Consider the following 16,819-nt stretch of genomic DNA (forward strand, 5'->3'; position numbering starts at 1 on the left):
ATTCGCACTAATAAAAGTTTAATTTATTTTAATTGTTTTTTATATATAATATTAACTGTAATTTATTTTATTAATCTCTTAACTCAAAAACGTACTTAACGCTTAGTTTAGTAAAAACAATCAAAATTTTTAAAGAGAAAGTGAGATGGGTCGTCCTAAGCAAGATTTAAATAAGTGGTGTAATACGAATGTAGATTTTAAATTTGAATTTTTAGATCAAGAATGTCAAAAAGCAGATGGATTAGTACAGTACATACGACATAATTTTGGATACACATTTATTGGAGAACACAAATATTCCATCCAACAAATTCCCCAAGAAATATTGCCCACTTTTCAACAGGCAATTTTAGGGAATGGCCTTTCAGTTCATGTGTCTCTGGAATGTTTCAACCAACTCAAAAAAAAATTTATTCAATATAAAAATGAAAAGACAAAAAGCCATTTAGTCAAAAAACAATACCTTTTTAATAAAGAATTATCAGCAAACGTTCAACATATTAAAAACGTGAATGGATGGAAAAGAGAGGAGATTGTCATTGAATATCTCGTTAATGGTTACCTCAACCAAAAGACTCAATATACAACCAAAGTAGAAATCGAAACCAAGTCAATTAAGCTTAAGATGTTAAACGATGAAATCAACAGGAATCTTTCAGTAATCAGACAGCTCAAAGATGAAGCTTTTGAATTAAAGCAAAAACTGTTGAAAGAGACTTCAGCCAAAGAACATTTTGAAAATCTTTGCAAAGAGCATGGTATTGATGGAGGGAGCCCACAACTTTCAGAAACATACTCTGAATAAGATGTATTAGTTCAGATCGGACAATACAACCAATAATAGAACCCTTAAACATTGAATTTAAGGGCTTATATATTCAGTCGAGCATTTCTGAATTGAATTCTGGTGTATATGACGTCACCATAACCCACTAATATTTATAAATTATTTACTATACATTTTCTTGCATTAATTGTTCTAAATAATTCGACCATGCTTGCATCATCACTATCCTCTCCTCCAAATACTTTGTTCGGTTATACGCCCTTCCATGCATATCACGGACCTGATGAGCTAACTGCTGCTCAATACGTTCAATAGGAAATTTCAATACTTCATCTAATAAAGTTCTTGCTGTTGCTCTGAATCCATGCCCAGTTGTTTCACCATTTTCAAAGCCATATTGCTTTAATCGCTTATTAATAGTCGATTCGCTAATAGTTTTAGATTTATCTCGCATAGACACGAAACAATATTCTGTATGTCCAGTAACGCGATACAATTCTTGGAACAACTTTAAAACTTGATCTGACAAAGGAACAATATGTTGCAAGGCTGTCTGATTCTTGGTTTTAGGCGGAGTGTATCTCCATGTACTATTTTCAAAATTAATGTCTGCCCACTTCGCTCCTCTTAATTCTCCTGGACGTACAAAAACATGAGGTAATATTCTCACGGCATAGTCTATTGTGATATCACCACGGCCAACACTATTATTAATATTCCACAATAACTGTCCTAGCATTTGTTCATTTGTGATCGCTGATCTATGCTTGGTTTTACCAACTTTTAATATCCCACTAATCTGGTCCGCAACATTAAATTGACACAATCCTAAAGCAATCGCATATCGAAAGACTTGAGATGCTTTGCTTCGCATTCTTTTAGCGGAATCAGTCTTTCCTTGCCTTTCGTAAATACGGCAAACATCTAAAATCTGAGTGGGTGTTATATCGGTTATTACCATCTCACCTATTGATGCATATAGCTTATCCCATACGAATTCGTTTCTTCGCTGAGTACTAGGCTCAAGTTCTTCCGTCTTACGATATTCATCAGCGATTAAAGCGAAAGTATTTTTACCTAATTTAGCTTCTTCGTCATTTTTCTTCAAAACTACTGGATCTATATTTTGGGCGAGTAATTCTCGACATTCAGTTCTTTTTGCTCGTGCATTTAACAACGATACCTCTGGGTATGTCCCAAAAGAAATACTATTACGTTTTTTAGTGATTGGGCGAGCATAGTCCCATCTCCAATAGGCGTTGCCATTTTTATCAATAATAAAAAATAGTCCTTTACCATCGGCAAGTTTAATTTGAACCTTGGTTGATAACTTTTTATGTGAATTTACAGCTGCACGAATCTGTGTATCTGTCAGATTTACAATTATTTTTGGCATTTTTACGGTAAGCCTTTGCAATAATTTTGAAATTACCGCAAAAGTTACCGCAAAAAACTTAAATAACCTAAAACATGCTCGGACAATATCGGATAAGAAAAATACGTAAGTTGTTTATTTTTAAATGTTTTCGTATTTCATCGGATGAGGTAAAACAAAGAAATGGTGCGCTCAGCGGGACTCGAACCCACGCCACAGGCTTCGGAGACCTGTACTCTATCCAGTTGAGCTATGAGCGCTTATTTTGGATTGCGCACATCATAACAAAAAAAACTGTAAGGTAAAGCAACTATATAGATGTTAGGCTTTTTTATGCTTAAGCTTTATACAACGTTCTATTTTTAAAATGCAGAATTCCATACGATTTACTTGGTTTATTTGCCCCGATATCGCACAATACTCACACTATTTATAGAGTGAATTATTTATGACTGATGCACTAACGTTAAAGCAACTGTCAAAAACCTATAAAAATGGGTTTCAGGCGCTTAAAGGTATTGATTTAACAGTACCCGAAGGTGAATTTTATGCACTTTTAGGTCCCAATGGTGCAGGAAAATCTACCACGATTAGTATTATCAGTTCACTAACCCGTAAAACTTCAGGTACTGTCGAAATTTTTGGGCACAATTTAGATACCCATCCCTCGCATGCAAAGCAGTGTTTGGGCGTTGTCCCTCAAGAATTTAACTTTGGTCAATTTGAAAAAACATTTGATATTTTGGTGACTCAAGCTGGTTATTACGGTATTTCTAAAAAGATAGCAGAGAAACGTGCAGAGGAATATTTAGAAAAGCTTGGTCTTTGGGAAAAACGCAGTACCCAAGCACGTATGTTATCGGGCGGTATGAAACGCCGTTTAATGATCGCTCGTGCCATGATGCATGAACCTAAACTGCTGATTTTAGATGAGCCGACTGCTGGTGTTGATATTGAACTACGCCGTTCGATGTGGGATTTCCTCACTGAAATGAACGAAAAAGGCACGTCTATTATTTTAACGACACACTATTTAGAAGAAGCTGAAATGTTGTGCCGTCGAATCGCAATTATTGATCGTGGTGTGATTAAAGAAGACACCAGCATGAAAGGTTTCCTCAGCCAGTTGAATGAAGAAACATTTATTTTCGATCTAGCCGAACCCATTGAACCGATCCATATAGAAATTATTGGTGTCCGTTTCAACTTAGTAGATCCTGTCACCTTAGAAGTCACTATGGATAAAGGCCATACCTTGAATGATTTATTCCAACTCATGGAATCTCAAGGTATTCAAGTTCGAAGTATGCGTAATAAATCTAACCGACTAGAAGAACTATTTGTCCGTATGGTCGAAAAAAATCTTGAAGGTGCAGCACAATGAATTTTAACCAACTGTGTATTGCCCTCTACACCTTAGTGTATAAAGAAATTCGCCGTTTCATGCGTATTTGGCCGCAAACCCTTCTCCCACCGGCAATCACCATGAGTTTGTACTTTGTGATTTTCGGTAATTTAGTCGGTTCACGCATTGGGCAAATGGGTGGTTTTAGCTATATGCAGTTCATCGTGCCCGGCTTAATTATGATGGCGGTCATTACCAACAGCTATGCCAATGTGTCATCCAGTTTCTTTAGTGCAAAATTTCAAAAAAGCATCGAAGAATTAATCATGAGCCCGGTGCCGTTACACATGGTGCTTTGGGGTTATGTGATCGGTGGTGTTTGCCGTGGTGTTTTAGTCGGCTTTATTGTCACTGCGATGAGCCTATTTTTTACTGAATTACACCTGACCAATATCTTCGTAACTATATATACAGTTCTCATTACTTCGCTACTGTTTTCTCTTGGCGGATTTATTAATGCTGTTTATGCAAAATCTTTTGACGACATTTCGATTATCCCGACTTTCGTCCTGACTCCGCTGACTTATTTAGGCGGTGTTTTCTATGCCATCTCATCACTGAGTCCTTTTTGGCAAAATCTCTCTTTAATCAACCCTGTCGTGTATATGGTCAATGCATTCCGCTACGGTATTTTAGGTCATAGCGATGTGAATGTCGGCATTTCACTGACAGTAATTACTGCATGTTGCGTTGTACTTTATGGCGTGGCGTATCATTTACTTTCTCGTGGTTCAGGAATGCGTGAATAATGAGTGTAGAACAATCCCTTTTAGGCAAAGACACCAATTACCCAACAGAATATCAACCTGATATTCTGTTTCCGATTGCACGTGCCACTGCACGTGAACAATATGCCCATGTGGAAGGCATCCGCCAAGGTACAGACTGGTGGCATGTTTTTGAAATTTCTTGGTTAAATGCTTCTGGTGTGCCTCAAGTCGCTATTGGCCGTTTAACTTTGCCTGCAAGTTCAGACAACCTCATCGAATCGAAATCTTTAAAGCTCTACTTTAATAGTATGAACTTTACCAAATTTGATTCTCAGGCAGCGTTTAAAGCAACCGTTGAAAAAGACTTATCTGCTGCAGCCAATGCCGCTGTGACTATTGATCTATTTCATGTCGATGATGTTGAAATTTCAAAACCACAAGGCATCTGTATTGATGACTTAGAACCCACCCAGTTAGAAAATCATCCAAATGCAGCTTTACTCTCTTTAGATGAAGCTGCAGCGCAAGAAGAAGTTGAAATTCAACTTTATTCACATTTATTAAGAAGTAACTGTCCAGTCACGGGTCAACCTGATTGGGGAACGGTATTTATACGGTATAAAGGTACTAAGCCTTGTTATCGTAGTATTCTGGCTTATATTATTTCTTACCGTCAGCATAATGGTTTCCACGAACAATGTGTGGAGCAAATGTTTGCCGATATTTGGCAACATTTAAAACCAAGTCAGCTGATGGTATATGCTGCCTATACACGCCGTGGTGGATTGGATATCAACCCTTGTCGTGTATCGGATTTAACATGGATGCCTCGCCCCATTCGATTGGCGCGACAATAAAAAAATTGAGGTTAGTGATGCCATTTTTTGGTTTTATTCCTTCTGAGGAACTTCTAAGCAGTATCCAAACTGGTCACGCGAAAAAAAATTCGAGTGAACCCCTTTATCCTTTACGTGATAAAACAGCTTTGCTGATTAATGAAGAAATCATTGGTGCAACTATATTAGCTCCTGTTCATCTGTTTCCTGCAAGCGATAAGCGCGACACAGCAGAAAAACTGGCTGGCTATGTCAAATCAACAGTCGCTGTATTGTTAAAGCAGCTATTGGGTAAATCTCCGAATGATGTGGTGAAACAATCCATTGAATTTTCAGAACGAAGTTTATTTCAAGACGCGACTGGCACTTATCGTGTAGGTCTAAGTTTAGATGCAGGACTAGTCACTAACCTTAAAAATAGTTATGCGGAAATTAAATCGGGTGTAGATATCAATAAAGCTGCTTTTGGTGAACTGTATAAACAGTTTGCTGAAGCTGCAGTGCGTCATTTTATGAATGACTTTAATAAAACTCTCGATTTAGGCATGATTAAACGTAAAGCAGCCGATATCGGTTCTTCTGCTGTGATTAAAGCTATTCATATTGCAATTGATAAGATTTTCCCAAATTTAACCAAAGAAGAGCTAAGTGCCCTTGCAGAAGCACATGATGCGATGTTTAACAAATAAATCTCGCTTTTCGTCAAAACCTAGCTTTGGCTAGGTTTTTTTATGGCTAAACGCATAAAATCGAATCCCGATACAATGACTATATAGTCATGCAAACACAGTTCTAGAATTGAACAGATTTTTATTAAAAGAAAGACAGTACATTGATATCCACAATTTTTAAAAATCTACAAAGAACAGGAAGAACCTGAATATAGATCATATTTTAATGTGAGCCGTCATTTTGGCTTAAATTTCAATGCGTCCATTTTAATATTCAATCTCTTTCTTTTTTATCATTCAGTCTATATTTCTACTATATATATAGCGACGTTTTCAACAGCATTGAAGCGCTGACGAACAAAAACTATGTAATGAATAAACCACTGCTTGCATATGGGTGTTTTAGACCGGTATCTTTTTAATCCTGTCCCTTTATTTTTAGATATAACATTGCAACTTTTGTAGCTTCTAAACAACATTTGGCAACGCGATAACGGTTATTCGTTCTGCATATTTATGACGCATGAGTTTTAGAGTCATCTTTATTTCAAATGATTTGTGAATATTTGCAAGTTATGTAAATGAATATGACACTTATCAATATGTTAACTGCGAATAAATCCTTTGCTTTGTCTTTTTTTGTATATCTATTTATGAAAGCATGCACTGTCAGTGGTATCTTAGTTGCTATTGGTAAACTTTACCTTTAATGAGCTATGAAACCACAAGGTCATCACAATTTTCAGGATCTTTGCCCCTCGAAATTTTGTTCATACTCATCGCTAAAGCAACTGGAAATTTTTTATTTATGTTAAATCGAAATTTTTATAAAAAACTATCACATATCGCCATTATGGCCGGTTCACTTTCACTGACCAGTTTTTGTCAGGCCAATGACTTCCAATCTCATCCGGCATATGCAAGCTTTAAACAAAATGCAATGCAAACCTATGGTCTGAGTGAAAATCAAATTGATTGGGCAATGCAAGGCAGTAAAAACCTACCCAACATTATTAGCATTATGAATAGACCTGGTGAATCAAAGCCTTGGTACCAATACAAAACCAATTTTTTAGCTGAAAGTACAATTCAACGCGGCGTTCGCTTCAAAAATCAATATGCCGACACTTTAAATCGTGCAGAACAACAATTTGGTGTGCCTCAATCCGTGATTTTAGGCATTTTGGGTGTTGAAACAGGCTACGGCAGCAATAAAGGTAATTTTATTACCCGTGATGCTTTGGCGACCCTTGGTTTTGGCTATGAACGCCGTGCGCAATATTTCCAAGATGAACTTGCTGCACTGATTGCTTGGTCATATAAAGATGGTGTTCCAACCAACTCTGTCGTCGGTTCATATGCAGGTGCTGTGGGTTATCCTCAATTTATGCCAAGTAACATTCCAAAATTTGGTGTGGACTACGATGGCAATGGTCATGTTGACCTGCGTAATTCAGCTGTCGATGCCATTGGTTCAATTGCAAATTATTTAGCAAATTATGGTTGGCAGCGTAATCAACCAATTGCTTTTGCTGCTCGCTATAGCGGAAACAACCCAGATGCTATTATTGCAAAGGATTTAAACCAGCCAACACCCTATGGTGTACTCAAGGCTCAAGGTGTAACCCCTATGAATCCATTGGTAAAAATCGATGATCTCGATTTAGTCAATGTCATCCAATTGCAAGATAGTTATGGACCAATTTATTACATCACTTATCCAAATTTTCAGGTCATTACAACCTATAACAAAAGCCGTATGTATGCGACTGCACTATGGCTTTTAGGCACTGAAGTTACCAGTCGATAAGACTGGTTTTTTCTTATAGAGCAAAAAAGTCAACAAATATTTTCACCAAAATGAGCATTTATTCGACATTTTACACACCTTGTTACATTATTGATTATTTTTTAACCAACTATTGTTAATTTTTTAGACATTTTCAAAGTATTTTAATTAAACACTAGACAGCCTATTGATGGCATGAATATTATCCATCTCGTTAAATATAGTTGCAAAAGTGAAATATCAGACGTGTTTACATGGATATCAGCGACTTAGTTGAACCAGTAAATATGCCATTGGGAGATAAACAATGCAGTCATCAATTATTAAATATGCCTTAGCGCTTGCCACGGCAGTTGCGCTAAGTCAGTCACAAGCTGAGATGGTTCAGTCATCATCATTCAATCATGATAATGACAACTCTCGTCTTGCAGCTCGTGTATTGAATAAAGAAGCTCAAAGCTTCAATTCAAACTTTACGAATTTAAGTAGCCTTTCAATCACTGAGCGTTCTGGCGATAAAATTCGTCGTCAAACAATCGCTGCTAAAATCGAAATTCCTGAAGATGAGCCTTCAGTGATTGAAAAGTTAAATACTGTTGCATCGAATACTGTTCGTAAGTTCACTCAAACAGGTACTGCTTCTTGGTACGGTCGTCAATTCCACGGTCGTAAAACAGCAAGCGGTGAAACGTTTGACATGAACGCACTTACAGCAGCACATCGTAGCCTGCCACTTAATTGCTTTATTCGTGTTACCAATCGCAATAATGGTAAAAGCGTCGTGGTGAAAGTAAATGACCGTGGTCCATTCCATGGTAACCGTGTTCTTGATTTATCTTATGGTGCTGCTAAGCAATTGGGTATTACCAGTGCGGGTACTGCAAATGTGAGCATTGAACGCGTAGACGGTCCAAATTCTTAATTCTCCAATGAAGTGACTGCATTTAACAGACCACGCCTAGCGTGGTTTTTTATTTGAAGCCTCTTAGTCTTTCAAATCATCAGTAATCCTGATTTTGACCCTTCCCGCATTCTTGTTTATATTACAGTCCTTCCCCATGATTAAGGACTATCATGAAAACAATCAACGAATGGTTTGATGAATACAGCGAAAGTCATCAAAATAAAACCAATAAAATGATTCACTGGATTTGCGTACCCACGATTTATTTTTCAATCGTTGGCATATTGGCGCATTTTAGCGCGCTACTTACTGCTGTCTTACTTGCCTTAGCATTTATCTTTTACGCACGTTTAGACATTGTGCTTGCTATTGCAATGGCCGCGTTAACGTTAATCATGGCATGGCTAATTTGGGTACTACCAGTTGGATATGGCTTTTATATCGCACTCTTTGTATTCGCATGGATTGGTCAATTTTATGGCCATAAAATTGAAGGTAAAAAGCCCTCTTTTTTCAAAGATCTCCAATTCCTCCTCATTGGCCCTATTTGGTGTTTAGATACATTTGCAGGAAAAGTACTTGGTAATTGGAAAACACGCCATAAATCGCAAATAAATAGCATTTAAAGCATGATTAATTTCATAGATCTCTTTTTCACTTCTTCCACATCAGTTTTCTTCATATTCGATGCTTAAAACCTTATTGTTTATAGGTGTATTTATCTTTAGTTTTTCCAATCATTTTTTCTATTTATACGACCAAAAAGCCAGTGTTTAAACACTGGCTTTTACTCAATATGGTTAATCCAATTTTATGTTGATAGCTTCATCTGAATCATGATCATTTAAATAACTAAAGTTAAAAATGACTACGTGATTTTTATTGATAGGTTTTACCTTGATGCTTTAACCAACCATCTTGATGACGTCCATTCGGATCGTGATGTGTCCAGTGCATCACACCCCCCTTATCTGAATATTCATATTCACCGTAAAATTGAACTGTATCGCCTTTTTGCAAGTTATCAATTCGTGGGGCTAGATCGATATTATGTGCAACTAAAAGGGTTTGACCATTATTTAAGGTCAAAATGAACTTTTGATGGCGACTACCTTCATTATCATCTCGAAGTACCGCTTTCACTCGACCTGTACCCTCAACCTGAACATTACTGAGTTTATTTTTAAATGCATGCACAATAACATCTTCAGCACTCTGCCCTTTTTGTTGAGCATCTGCAGGTTGTACTGATTCTATTTGTGGCTGTGAGTTTTGTTCTGCTGTCGTCTGAACTGGTACAGTTTTTTGTTGTTGTAAATCGATTCCGAAATAAGCTGCTGCTAGCGCAACAATAATTCCGCCGATGGTTAAGTTTGTTTTGTTTGCCATAAGAGAGTTTAAATCTAAATTTTTAACTCATTATAGTCATTAATATGGATAAAAATAGAATTTATAAACAAGAATGTACACGACACAAAGTCAAAATTACTTTGAACTATGCAAAGCTACAGCCATAAAAAAAGCCCTCAAAAACGAGGGCTTTTTTCTACAAATAATCAGAGATTATTTTGCAGCAGCTTGAGCAGCAGCAACTTCTTCAGCGAAAGAAAGTTCAGCTTTTTTCTCAATACCTTCACCAACTTCGAAACGTTCGAAGTTAGCAACAGTAGTACCAGTTGCTTTAAGAACTTCTGCAACTTTCTTATCGTTGTCGATAACGTACATTTGGTTCTCAAGAACAACTTCGTTCAAGTATTTCTGAACTGAACCAGTTACCATTTTTTCAACGATGTTTGCTGGTTTACCAGATTCAATTGCTTTCGCTTCAGCAATTTCTTTTTCTTTAGCGATAAGTTCAGCAGAAACGCCAGCTTCGTTTACAGCAACTGGGTTGAATGCAGCGATGTGCATAGCCAAACCTTTACCAGTATCAGCATCACCAGCGTATGCAACTACAACACCGATTTTTAAACCGTGTTTGTAAACTGCAAGGTTGTCGCCTTCAACGATTTGAGCACGACGTACTTGGATGTTTTCACCGATTTTTTGAACAAGCGCGATACGAGCTTCTTCAACAGTAGCACCATCTTCAAGTTTCAATTCAGCAATTTGAGCAGCGTCAGTTACACCAGCAGCAAGCGCAGCAGCAGCAACTTTAGCAGAGAAACCAGCAAAGTTTTCGTCTTTAGCAACGAAGTCAGTTTGACAGTTCACTTCTACAAGGATTGCTTTGTTGCCTTCTTGAGCGATAGTGATCGCGCCGTCAGCAGCAATGTTACCTGCTTTTTTAGCAGCTTTAGCTTGACCAGATTTACGAAGGTTATCGATCGCTAATTCGATGTCACCGCCCGCTTCTGTTAATGCTTTTTTACATTCCATCATTGCAAGACCAGTACGATCGCGCAATTCTTTAACCATGCTTGCTGTAACTGCAGTCATGTTAATCTCCTAAATACGGTAGAAAATGAATTCTTTTTAGAACAGAAACGGCCCAGAGCTGTCTCTTGGGCCGTCTGCATACATGACGCTTACTTTGCCACCATCACGTGTCGCAAAAATGACAAGCTTACGTCAAACGCATTAAGCCTCAGAAGCAGGAGCTTCTTCGCCTTTAGCTTGTGCATTTGCTTGTGATTGAGCATATTCTTTACCAGCAAGAATCGCATCAGCCATAGCAGAAGCGTAAAGAGTAACTGCACGGATCGCATCGTCGTTACCAGGGATAACGTAGTCTACGTTGTCTGGGTTAGAGTTTGTATCAACGATACCGATAACAGGAATACCAAGGTTTTTAGCTTCTTTAATTGCAATTGCTTCGTGATCAACATCGATTACGAATAATGCGTCAGGTAAACCACCCATGTTTTTAACGCCGCCAAGAGCGCGTTCAAGTTTTTCCATCTCACGAGTACGTTCTAAAGCTTCACGTTTAGTAAGTTTAGCGAAAGTACCGTCAGTAGATTGAGTTTGAAGGTCTTTTAGACGGTTGATTGACTGGCGAAGAGTTTTCCAGTTAGTCAACATACCACCCAACCAGCGGTGATCAACATATGGTTGACCTGCACGTTGAGCTTGTTCACGAATGATTGCAGAAGCTGCACGTTTTGTACCAACGAACAAAACTTTGTTCTTTTTGCTAGCCAAGTTGTTAGCAAAGTTCAAAGCATCATTTAACGCAGGAACAGTGTGCTCAAGGTTGATGATGTGAATTTTGTTGCGCGCGCCGAAGATGTATTCGCGCATTTTTGGATTCCAAAAACGTGTTTGGTGACCGAAGTGTGCGCCTGCTTGAAGAAGGTCGCGCATGCTTACGTTGTAATCTGCCATTTTCTTTACCTTAAAGTTTGGGTTAGGCCTCCATATACCCGCATTCTCCACCTAAAAAGGCACCCAGAGAAATGTGTCGATATATGTGCGGATTTTATTGCCCCATCGCACAAAGCTCGTGAAAGATATTCACGAAAAAGCATTTGATAAAACGGGCGGCTATTTATACCATAGTCACATACAAATTTCCAAAAGTTTTTAGAGATCATGAACAGTACTTACGAAGCTCCAAGTCGATTAATTAAAACGCCTGACGAAATTGAAAAAATGCGCGTCGCGGGTCGACTGGCGGCAGAAGTTTTGGATATGATCAAACCGCATATTGTTCCAGGTGTGACTACCCTAGAACTTGATACGATTTGTCATGACTATATTGTCAATAAACAAGAAGCTATTCCTGCATGTTTAGGTTATGGCGCTGCGCCGGGTCGTCCAGCATTTCAGCACGTTATCTGCACTTCAGTGAACCATGTGGTGTGTCACGGTATTCCATCTGAAAGCAAAAAATTAAAAAAAGGTGACATCTTAAACATCGATGTCACTGTGATCAAAGATGGTTACCATGGTGATACCAACATGATGTACATCGTCGGCGGTGAAACCACTATTTTAGCGAACCGTTTATGCAAAGTTGCCCAAGAAGCCATGTACCGTGGTATGGCGGTGGTAAAACCAGGCGCAACCATGGGTGATATCGGCCATGCTATTCAACAATATGTTGAATCAGAACGTTTTGGTGTTGTACGTGAATATTGTGGTCATGGTATTGGTACCGTTTTCCATGACGAACCACAAGTTTTACACTATGGTCAACCAAATACAGGCATGATCTTAGAAGAAGGCATGACATTCACGATTGAACCAATGGTGAATGGTGGCGACTGGAAAACCAAACTTCTTGGCGATAAATGGACTGTCGTGACTAAAGATCATAGCTTGTCTGCACAGTACGAACACACGCTACTTGTAACAAAAAATGGTGTAGAAGTGCTAACTGCTCGCCCTGAAGAAGATTTATCGCGTTTTGTTCAATAAGCAAAGTATTTGAAGTATAAAATTTAATTAAAAAGGTCACACATATTGTGGCCTTTTTTATGCCTTTTTTTATCCGTGACTTTAAGATTTTTCCATAAAATTTGATTAAAAATTTAAGTAACTCAATGTAAATTTTCTCAATTATAGGCTTAGGATGGAATATCACACTTTTTTGCACATTGTTGATTTTGCCACTCCCCATTACTGTGCATTTAAGCTAAGATAGTGTGCTTTTTATTTTTTAATCCCTATAAGAAGGAATACTGCCGTGGACGTACGTCTGTCTGATCGTGTAAATAGCATCAAACCGTCCCCTACACTTGCTGTTACTAACAAAGCTGCTGAATTGAAAGCTGCTGGTAAAAACGTAATTGGTTTAGGCGCAGGTGAACCGGATTTCGATACCCCACAACACATCAAAGATGCTGCAATTGCTGCTATCAACAATGGCTTCACTAAATATACAGCTGTTGACGGTACTCCAGGTCTTAAAAAAGCAATTATTGCTAAATTAAAACGCGACAATAACCTTGATTACGCTGCAAACCAAATCTTGGTTTCTTGTGGTGGTAAACAATCTTTCTTTAACTTGGCACTTGCTTTGTTAAACAAAGGTGACGAAGTAATTATCCCTGCTCCTTACTGGGTAAGCTACCCAGACATGGTGATCATTGCTGAAGGTACTCCTGTAATCGTGAAATGTGGTGAAGACCAACGTTTCAAAATTACGCCTGCTCAATTAGAAGCTGCAATCACTGACAAAACTCGTTTAGTGGTTCTAAACAGCCCTTCTAACCCAACAGGTATGATCTACACTAAAGAAGAATTGCTTGCTTTAGCTGACGTACTACGTAAATACCCAGAAGTTTTAGTTGCTTCTGATGACATGTACGAACCAATCCGTTGGGACGACGAATTCTACAACATCGCAACAGTTGCACCAGACCTTTACGATCGCGTAATCGTTCTTAACGGTGTATCTAAAGCTTATGCAATGACTGGCTGGCGTATTGGCTACGCAGCGGGCCCTGCTAAACTGATCGGTGCGATGAAAAAAATCCAATCTCAATCAACTTCAAACCCAACTTCTATTTCACAAGTTGCTGCTGAAGCTGCATTGAATGGCCCTCAAGACGTTCTTGAGCCAATGATTGAAGCATTCAAACGCCGTCACGACCTAGTTGTGAAAGGCTTGAACGACATCAACGGTATTACTTGCCTTCCTGCTGACGGTGCATTCTATGCATACGCAAACATCCGTCCACTGATTCGTGCAAAAGGTTTAAAATCTTGCACAGAATTCTCTGCATGGTTATTGGAAGAAACTGGTGTTGCAGTAGTTCCTGGTGATGCGTTCGGTCTAGGTGGTTACATGCGTATTTCTTATGCAACTGCAGACGAAGTGCTTGTAGATGCACTTGCACGTATCAAGAAAGCTGCTGACTCAATCGAAGGCGTAGACGCTGCGATTGCTTCAATTGCTGCTGAAAAATAATTTGATCTAAAGATCAAATCAAAAAAACCCGCGATATTCGCGGGTTTTTTATGGTTTACATTTCACGGCTTAATATTGTGATGATTTAAAAGCCTCATCGTTTAAATCTCATGCAGTCCCCAATAGACTTCAGTTTTAGGAGTACAGAAGAATCCTTCAAAGGGGTGAATTTCTAGAATCTGATCAATGATTTTTTTTGAAGAACATAAAAAAGTACAGTGACTGTCCCAATGTGTGGCAAATAGAAGCTGATAATCTTCAGTGTAATTACATACGTCAAGCAGATCATTTGCGATCAAATAATCAATCTGCATTTTTTTCGGTTGATTTATCCCATGCTCATCAACCGTCAGCAAAAAGTCATAGCCGATTTCTTTCAATGCATATAAAAGCGGGTTTTCTAAAAATGGCGAAATAAACCCATCATCACATGGATTAATAATTTCACTCTTCTTGTATAAATCAAGAACCTGCTTTTCCCACATTTTATTTTCATATTGTTGTTTAATTCCGCCAATCATCGTCCTTAATGCAACATCAATTTGAGAGACATTCTCCAGCTCAGACAAATTTAAAATTTCATGCCATGCAATTGGATAACAGCCTTTGATAAACTCATTTTTTTCAGGCCACGTTTCAACATTATAACGTTCCAGTTCCAATGTGACTGCTTTATAAAAGGGATGCAAAATGATATACACCGATTCAAAAACGCCCTGATAATATTCTAAAATCTTTCCATCATAAGGATAAGAGGCGTAAATTTCAGGAGTTAATACATTATTTTCTTTCATGATTTATATCTTCTAATTTTCATGTTTTTCAGAATACCCTTTCCCTGCCGAAGACCAAACCACCAAGTCAATTCCGGCGAAGACAATTACTTCGGGTAAAATAATATGCCAACTCAAAGGCACACCGATAAACCACATTCTGCCGATAATGGCTAAATACAGCACAGACAATTGAACACTTCTCCGTCACACAGTCTATCTACTTCACTAAGGTATATACAACTTGAGGCTAAATCGCCAAAGAGCATCGATAGAATGATATCTTTGGGCTATTCGAAGCTTTGACAAAATAAATCAAAAGCATAAAAGGAATTTCCAGCACAAAATTGGCTAAACAACTTGTCATTTGACAACTTTGATAAAACCTATCTCTCTTATAGCAACGAATAGCTCTATCTATCATCGTACTACACATATAAGTCTTACCAAATCGACTCTTCATTTCATTTTCTTTAATTGACGCATCTGCTGTTTTTTGTTTTATTAATAATCAAGTTCCAAAAAGGAACTAAAAACTTAGTAAAAGGAAAAGCACAATGAACCCAAAAGAAATGACTGGACTGCAACTTCTACAAGCCATGTGTGCAGGGAAAATTCCTCCTGCAAGCATTAGTGAAATTATTCCAATGCAACCCAAAAAGATTGAACAAGGTAATGTAGAGTTTGTTGTAAAAGCCGATCAGCGCCATTTAAATCCACTTGGTGGTGTGCATGGTGGCTTTGCAGCAACAGTCTTAGATACAGTTACAGGGTGTGTCGTACACTCAGCATTAGAAGCTGGTATAGGCTATGGCACCATTGATCTCAATATAAAAATGTGTAGACCTATCCCTAAAAATCAAGATTTAACCGCAATAGGCCATTTAATTAATATCAGTAAAAATTTAGGGATTTCTGAAGGGAAAATTATTGATGACAATGGCAAACTTTATGCACATGCAACTGCAACTTGCATGATTATACGTCCTTAATATTTTTATTTTTCTGCTCGCAATTCAATGCGAGCAGATGATGATTCAAACTTAAATTGCTGAATGTAAGGCGCGAATTAATTGGCCTTCGCTTAGATCAATGCGATTACTGCCCTTTTGAAAGCAGTAATATTTTAAAGCACTATCTAACTCAACACGAAGTTCCCGTTGTTCTGAAAAAGACCATACTTTAGAACGATTTGAGCCTGATAATGCATTACCTGCCAATTGGTATAAATACAAGTCTTGCTTGCGTTGCAAAGGCACACGACGACCATCATCTTGATGTTCAAAACGTAAATGACATGGCGCGTTGATCAACCATTTTTCACTAAACCACAGTTGTAATAAATCACCCAATGCCAAGTCACGTCGACCCAAAGGCCAAACGTCAACGTATGCACCTTCGACAGGTGTTTGATATTGCTCTTGATTACTAATAATGGAAAGATAGTTTTCTTGATAAAAAGAAAAATTTGAAAAAATCTGAGAAATAGTCAGCGTATTCATTCGCTTTCTCCTGTTTAGCCATTTTAGTGCTGGCAAGTTGGGTTTAAATCCACACTGTTTAAACATATGTTTAAACGCTCTGTTGTTGCATTCAGACTATCAATTGAATTTTTTCTTTGCAAGCCTAAGATTCATTTTTTCTAAAAAATCCTTCTTTTTGTTCAAATAAAAAACATCTATCACGCATTTCTTCTCATATTGGTATTTTTA

General features: G+C 38.0%; 17 protein-coding genes and 1 tRNA gene. 11 read left to right on the forward strand and 7 right to left on the reverse strand.

Annotation, left to right across the window (positions count from 1 at the left end):
* Positions 1–145: 145 nt before the first annotated feature.
* Positions 146–805 carry a hypothetical protein gene (locus FTU62_RS04565; RefSeq protein WP_180101954.1) on the forward strand — a complete coding sequence of 220 codons (660 nt, stop codon included), beginning with the start codon at positions 146–148 and terminating at the stop codon, positions 803–805.
* 148 nt (positions 806–953) lie between these two features.
* On the opposite strand, the gene FTU62_RS04570 is transcribed toward FTU62_RS04565, so the two are convergent.
* The gene (locus FTU62_RS04570; RefSeq protein WP_180101955.1) at positions 954–2,183 is read right to left on the reverse strand and encodes an integrase arm-type DNA-binding domain-containing protein; all 1,230 of its coding nucleotides are present in this window, start codon (positions 2,181–2,183) and stop codon (positions 954–956) included.
* A 163-nt stretch (positions 2,184–2,346) separates the two neighbouring features.
* A tRNA-Arg gene (locus FTU62_RS04575) sits at positions 2,347–2,422 on the reverse strand.
* Positions 2,423–2,610: 188 nt separating this feature from the next.
* Here FTU62_RS04575 and FTU62_RS04580 point away from each other — a divergent pair.
* From FTU62_RS04580 to FTU62_RS04610, 7 genes are all read left to right on the forward strand, one after another.
* The gene (locus FTU62_RS04580; RefSeq protein WP_168378014.1) at positions 2,611–3,546 is read left to right on the forward strand and encodes an ABC transporter ATP-binding protein; all 936 of its coding nucleotides are present in this window, start codon (positions 2,611–2,613) and stop codon (positions 3,544–3,546) included.
* Positions 3,543–4,316 carry an ABC transporter permease gene (locus FTU62_RS04585; RefSeq protein ID WP_078190306.1) on the forward strand — a complete coding sequence of 258 codons (774 nt, stop codon included), beginning with the start codon at positions 3,543–3,545 and terminating at the stop codon, positions 4,314–4,316. The genes FTU62_RS04580 and FTU62_RS04585 overlap by 4 nt, the downstream gene beginning before the upstream one ends.
* Positions 4,316–5,134: an NADPH-dependent 7-cyano-7-deazaguanine reductase QueF gene (queF, locus tag FTU62_RS04590; protein ID WP_180101956.1), complete on the forward strand. Its 819-nt coding sequence runs from the start codon at positions 4,316–4,318 to the stop codon at positions 5,132–5,134. Before FTU62_RS04585 ends, queF begins: the two co-directional genes overlap by 1 nt.
* 17 nt (positions 5,135–5,151) lie before the next feature.
* The gene (locus FTU62_RS04595) at positions 5,152–5,802 is read left to right on the forward strand and encodes a hypothetical protein (protein WP_180101957.1); all 651 of its coding nucleotides are present in this window, start codon (positions 5,152–5,154) and stop codon (positions 5,800–5,802) included.
* A 790-nt stretch (positions 5,803–6,592) separates the two neighbouring features.
* A complete protein-coding gene (gene mltB, locus FTU62_RS04600; RefSeq protein ID WP_078190309.1) occupies positions 6,593–7,594 on the forward strand; it encodes a lytic murein transglycosylase B in 1,002 nt (333 codons plus the stop codon).
* Between the two features lie 286 nt (positions 7,595–7,880).
* The gene (locus FTU62_RS04605) at positions 7,881–8,495 is read left to right on the forward strand and encodes a septal ring lytic transglycosylase RlpA family protein (protein ID WP_180007647.1); all 615 of its coding nucleotides are present in this window, start codon (positions 7,881–7,883) and stop codon (positions 8,493–8,495) included.
* Between the two features lie 152 nt (positions 8,496–8,647).
* Entirely contained in the window at positions 8,648–9,103 is a 456-nt protein-coding gene (locus FTU62_RS04610; protein ID WP_180101958.1) for a DUF962 domain-containing protein, read from the forward strand.
* A 253-nt stretch (positions 9,104–9,356) separates the two neighbouring features.
* Here the strand turns inward: FTU62_RS04610 and FTU62_RS04615 are convergent, their stop codons facing one another.
* The 3 genes from FTU62_RS04615 to rpsB form a co-directional block, all read right to left on the reverse strand.
* Positions 9,357–9,866 (reverse strand): DUF3465 domain-containing protein, encoded by a 510-nt coding sequence (locus FTU62_RS04615; RefSeq protein WP_180101959.1) that lies wholly within the window; start codon positions 9,864–9,866, stop codon positions 9,357–9,359.
* Positions 9,867–10,040: 174 nt separating this feature from the next.
* On the reverse strand, positions 10,041–10,916 hold the full coding sequence (gene tsf / locus FTU62_RS04620; protein WP_180101960.1) for a translation elongation factor Ts: 876 nt from the start codon (positions 10,914–10,916) through the stop codon (positions 10,041–10,043).
* A 141-nt stretch (positions 10,917–11,057) separates the two neighbouring features.
* The gene (gene rpsB / locus FTU62_RS04625; RefSeq protein ID WP_078190314.1) at positions 11,058–11,804 is read right to left on the reverse strand and encodes a 30S ribosomal protein S2; all 747 of its coding nucleotides are present in this window, start codon (positions 11,802–11,804) and stop codon (positions 11,058–11,060) included.
* A gap of 207 nt (positions 11,805–12,011) precedes the next feature.
* Between rpsB and map the strand changes: the two genes are divergently transcribed.
* Together map and FTU62_RS04635 are read left to right on the forward strand one after the other, a co-directional pair.
* Positions 12,012–12,839, forward strand: a complete 828-nt coding sequence (gene map / locus FTU62_RS04630; protein WP_180101961.1) for a type I methionyl aminopeptidase — start codon at positions 12,012–12,014, stop codon at positions 12,837–12,839.
* Between the two features lie 268 nt (positions 12,840–13,107).
* Complete coding sequence (locus FTU62_RS04635) at positions 13,108–14,334, forward strand: pyridoxal phosphate-dependent aminotransferase (RefSeq protein WP_111883988.1); 1,227 nt, start codon at positions 13,108–13,110, stop codon at positions 14,332–14,334.
* A gap of 101 nt (positions 14,335–14,435) precedes the next feature.
* On the opposite strand, the gene FTU62_RS04640 is transcribed toward FTU62_RS04635, so the two are convergent.
* Positions 14,436–15,128, reverse strand: coding sequence for a DUF2711 family protein (locus FTU62_RS04640; protein WP_180101962.1), 693 nt, complete (start codon positions 15,126–15,128; stop codon positions 14,436–14,438).
* A gap of 536 nt (positions 15,129–15,664) precedes the next feature.
* Between FTU62_RS04640 and FTU62_RS04645 the strand changes: the two genes are divergently transcribed.
* Entirely contained in the window at positions 15,665–16,099 is a 435-nt protein-coding gene (locus FTU62_RS04645; protein ID WP_180101963.1) for a PaaI family thioesterase, read from the forward strand.
* Positions 16,100–16,150: 51 nt separating this feature from the next.
* On the opposite strand, the gene FTU62_RS04650 is transcribed toward FTU62_RS04645, so the two are convergent.
* A complete protein-coding gene (locus tag FTU62_RS04650; RefSeq protein WP_180101964.1) occupies positions 16,151–16,609 on the reverse strand; it encodes a hypothetical protein in 459 nt (152 codons plus the stop codon).
* Between the last annotated feature and the right edge of the window lie 210 nt (positions 16,610–16,819).

Source organism: Acinetobacter sp. YH12126 (assembly GCF_013418745.1).
GTDB lineage: Bacteria > Pseudomonadota > Gammaproteobacteria > Pseudomonadales > Moraxellaceae > Acinetobacter > Acinetobacter amyesii.

Coding starts and splice junctions, on each gene's coding strand:
- queF (WP_180101956.1), top strand. CDS start 4,316: ATGAGTGTAGAACAATCCCTTTTAGGCAAAGACACCAATTACCCAACA.
- FTU62_RS04595 (WP_180101957.1), top strand. CDS start 5,152: ATGCCATTTTTTGGTTTTATTCCTTCTGAGGAACTTCTAAGCAGTATC.
- FTU62_RS04610 (WP_180101958.1), top strand. CDS start 8,648: ATGAAAACAATCAACGAATGGTTTGATGAATACAGCGAAAGTCATCAA.
- FTU62_RS04580 (WP_168378014.1), top strand. CDS start 2,611: ATGACTGATGCACTAACGTTAAAGCAACTGTCAAAAACCTATAAAAAT.
- tsf (WP_180101960.1), bottom strand. CDS start 10,916: ATGACTGCAGTTACAGCAAGCATGGTTAAAGAATTGCGCGATCGTACT.
- FTU62_RS04605 (WP_180007647.1), top strand. CDS start 7,881: ATGCAGTCATCAATTATTAAATATGCCTTAGCGCTTGCCACGGCAGTT.
- rpsB (WP_078190314.1), bottom strand. CDS start 11,804: ATGGCAGATTACAACGTAAGCATGCGCGACCTTCTTCAAGCAGGCGCA.
- FTU62_RS04645 (WP_180101963.1), top strand. CDS start 15,665: ATGAACCCAAAAGAAATGACTGGACTGCAACTTCTACAAGCCATGTGT.
- FTU62_RS04585 (WP_078190306.1), top strand. CDS start 3,543: ATGAATTTTAACCAACTGTGTATTGCCCTCTACACCTTAGTGTATAAA.
- FTU62_RS04615 (WP_180101959.1), bottom strand. CDS start 9,866: ATGGCAAACAAAACAAACTTAACCATCGGCGGAATTATTGTTGCGCTA.
- FTU62_RS04570 (WP_180101955.1), bottom strand. CDS start 2,183: ATGCCAAAAATAATTGTAAATCTGACAGATACACAGATTCGTGCAGCT.
- mltB (WP_078190309.1), top strand. CDS start 6,593: ATGTTAAATCGAAATTTTTATAAAAAACTATCACATATCGCCATTATG.
- FTU62_RS04650 (WP_180101964.1), bottom strand. CDS start 16,609: ATGAATACGCTGACTATTTCTCAGATTTTTTCAAATTTTTCTTTTTAT.
- FTU62_RS04640 (WP_180101962.1), bottom strand. CDS start 15,128: ATGAAAGAAAATAATGTATTAACTCCTGAAATTTACGCCTCTTATCCT.
- map (WP_180101961.1), top strand. CDS start 12,012: ATGAACAGTACTTACGAAGCTCCAAGTCGATTAATTAAAACGCCTGAC.
- FTU62_RS04565 (WP_180101954.1), top strand. CDS start 146: ATGGGTCGTCCTAAGCAAGATTTAAATAAGTGGTGTAATACGAATGTA.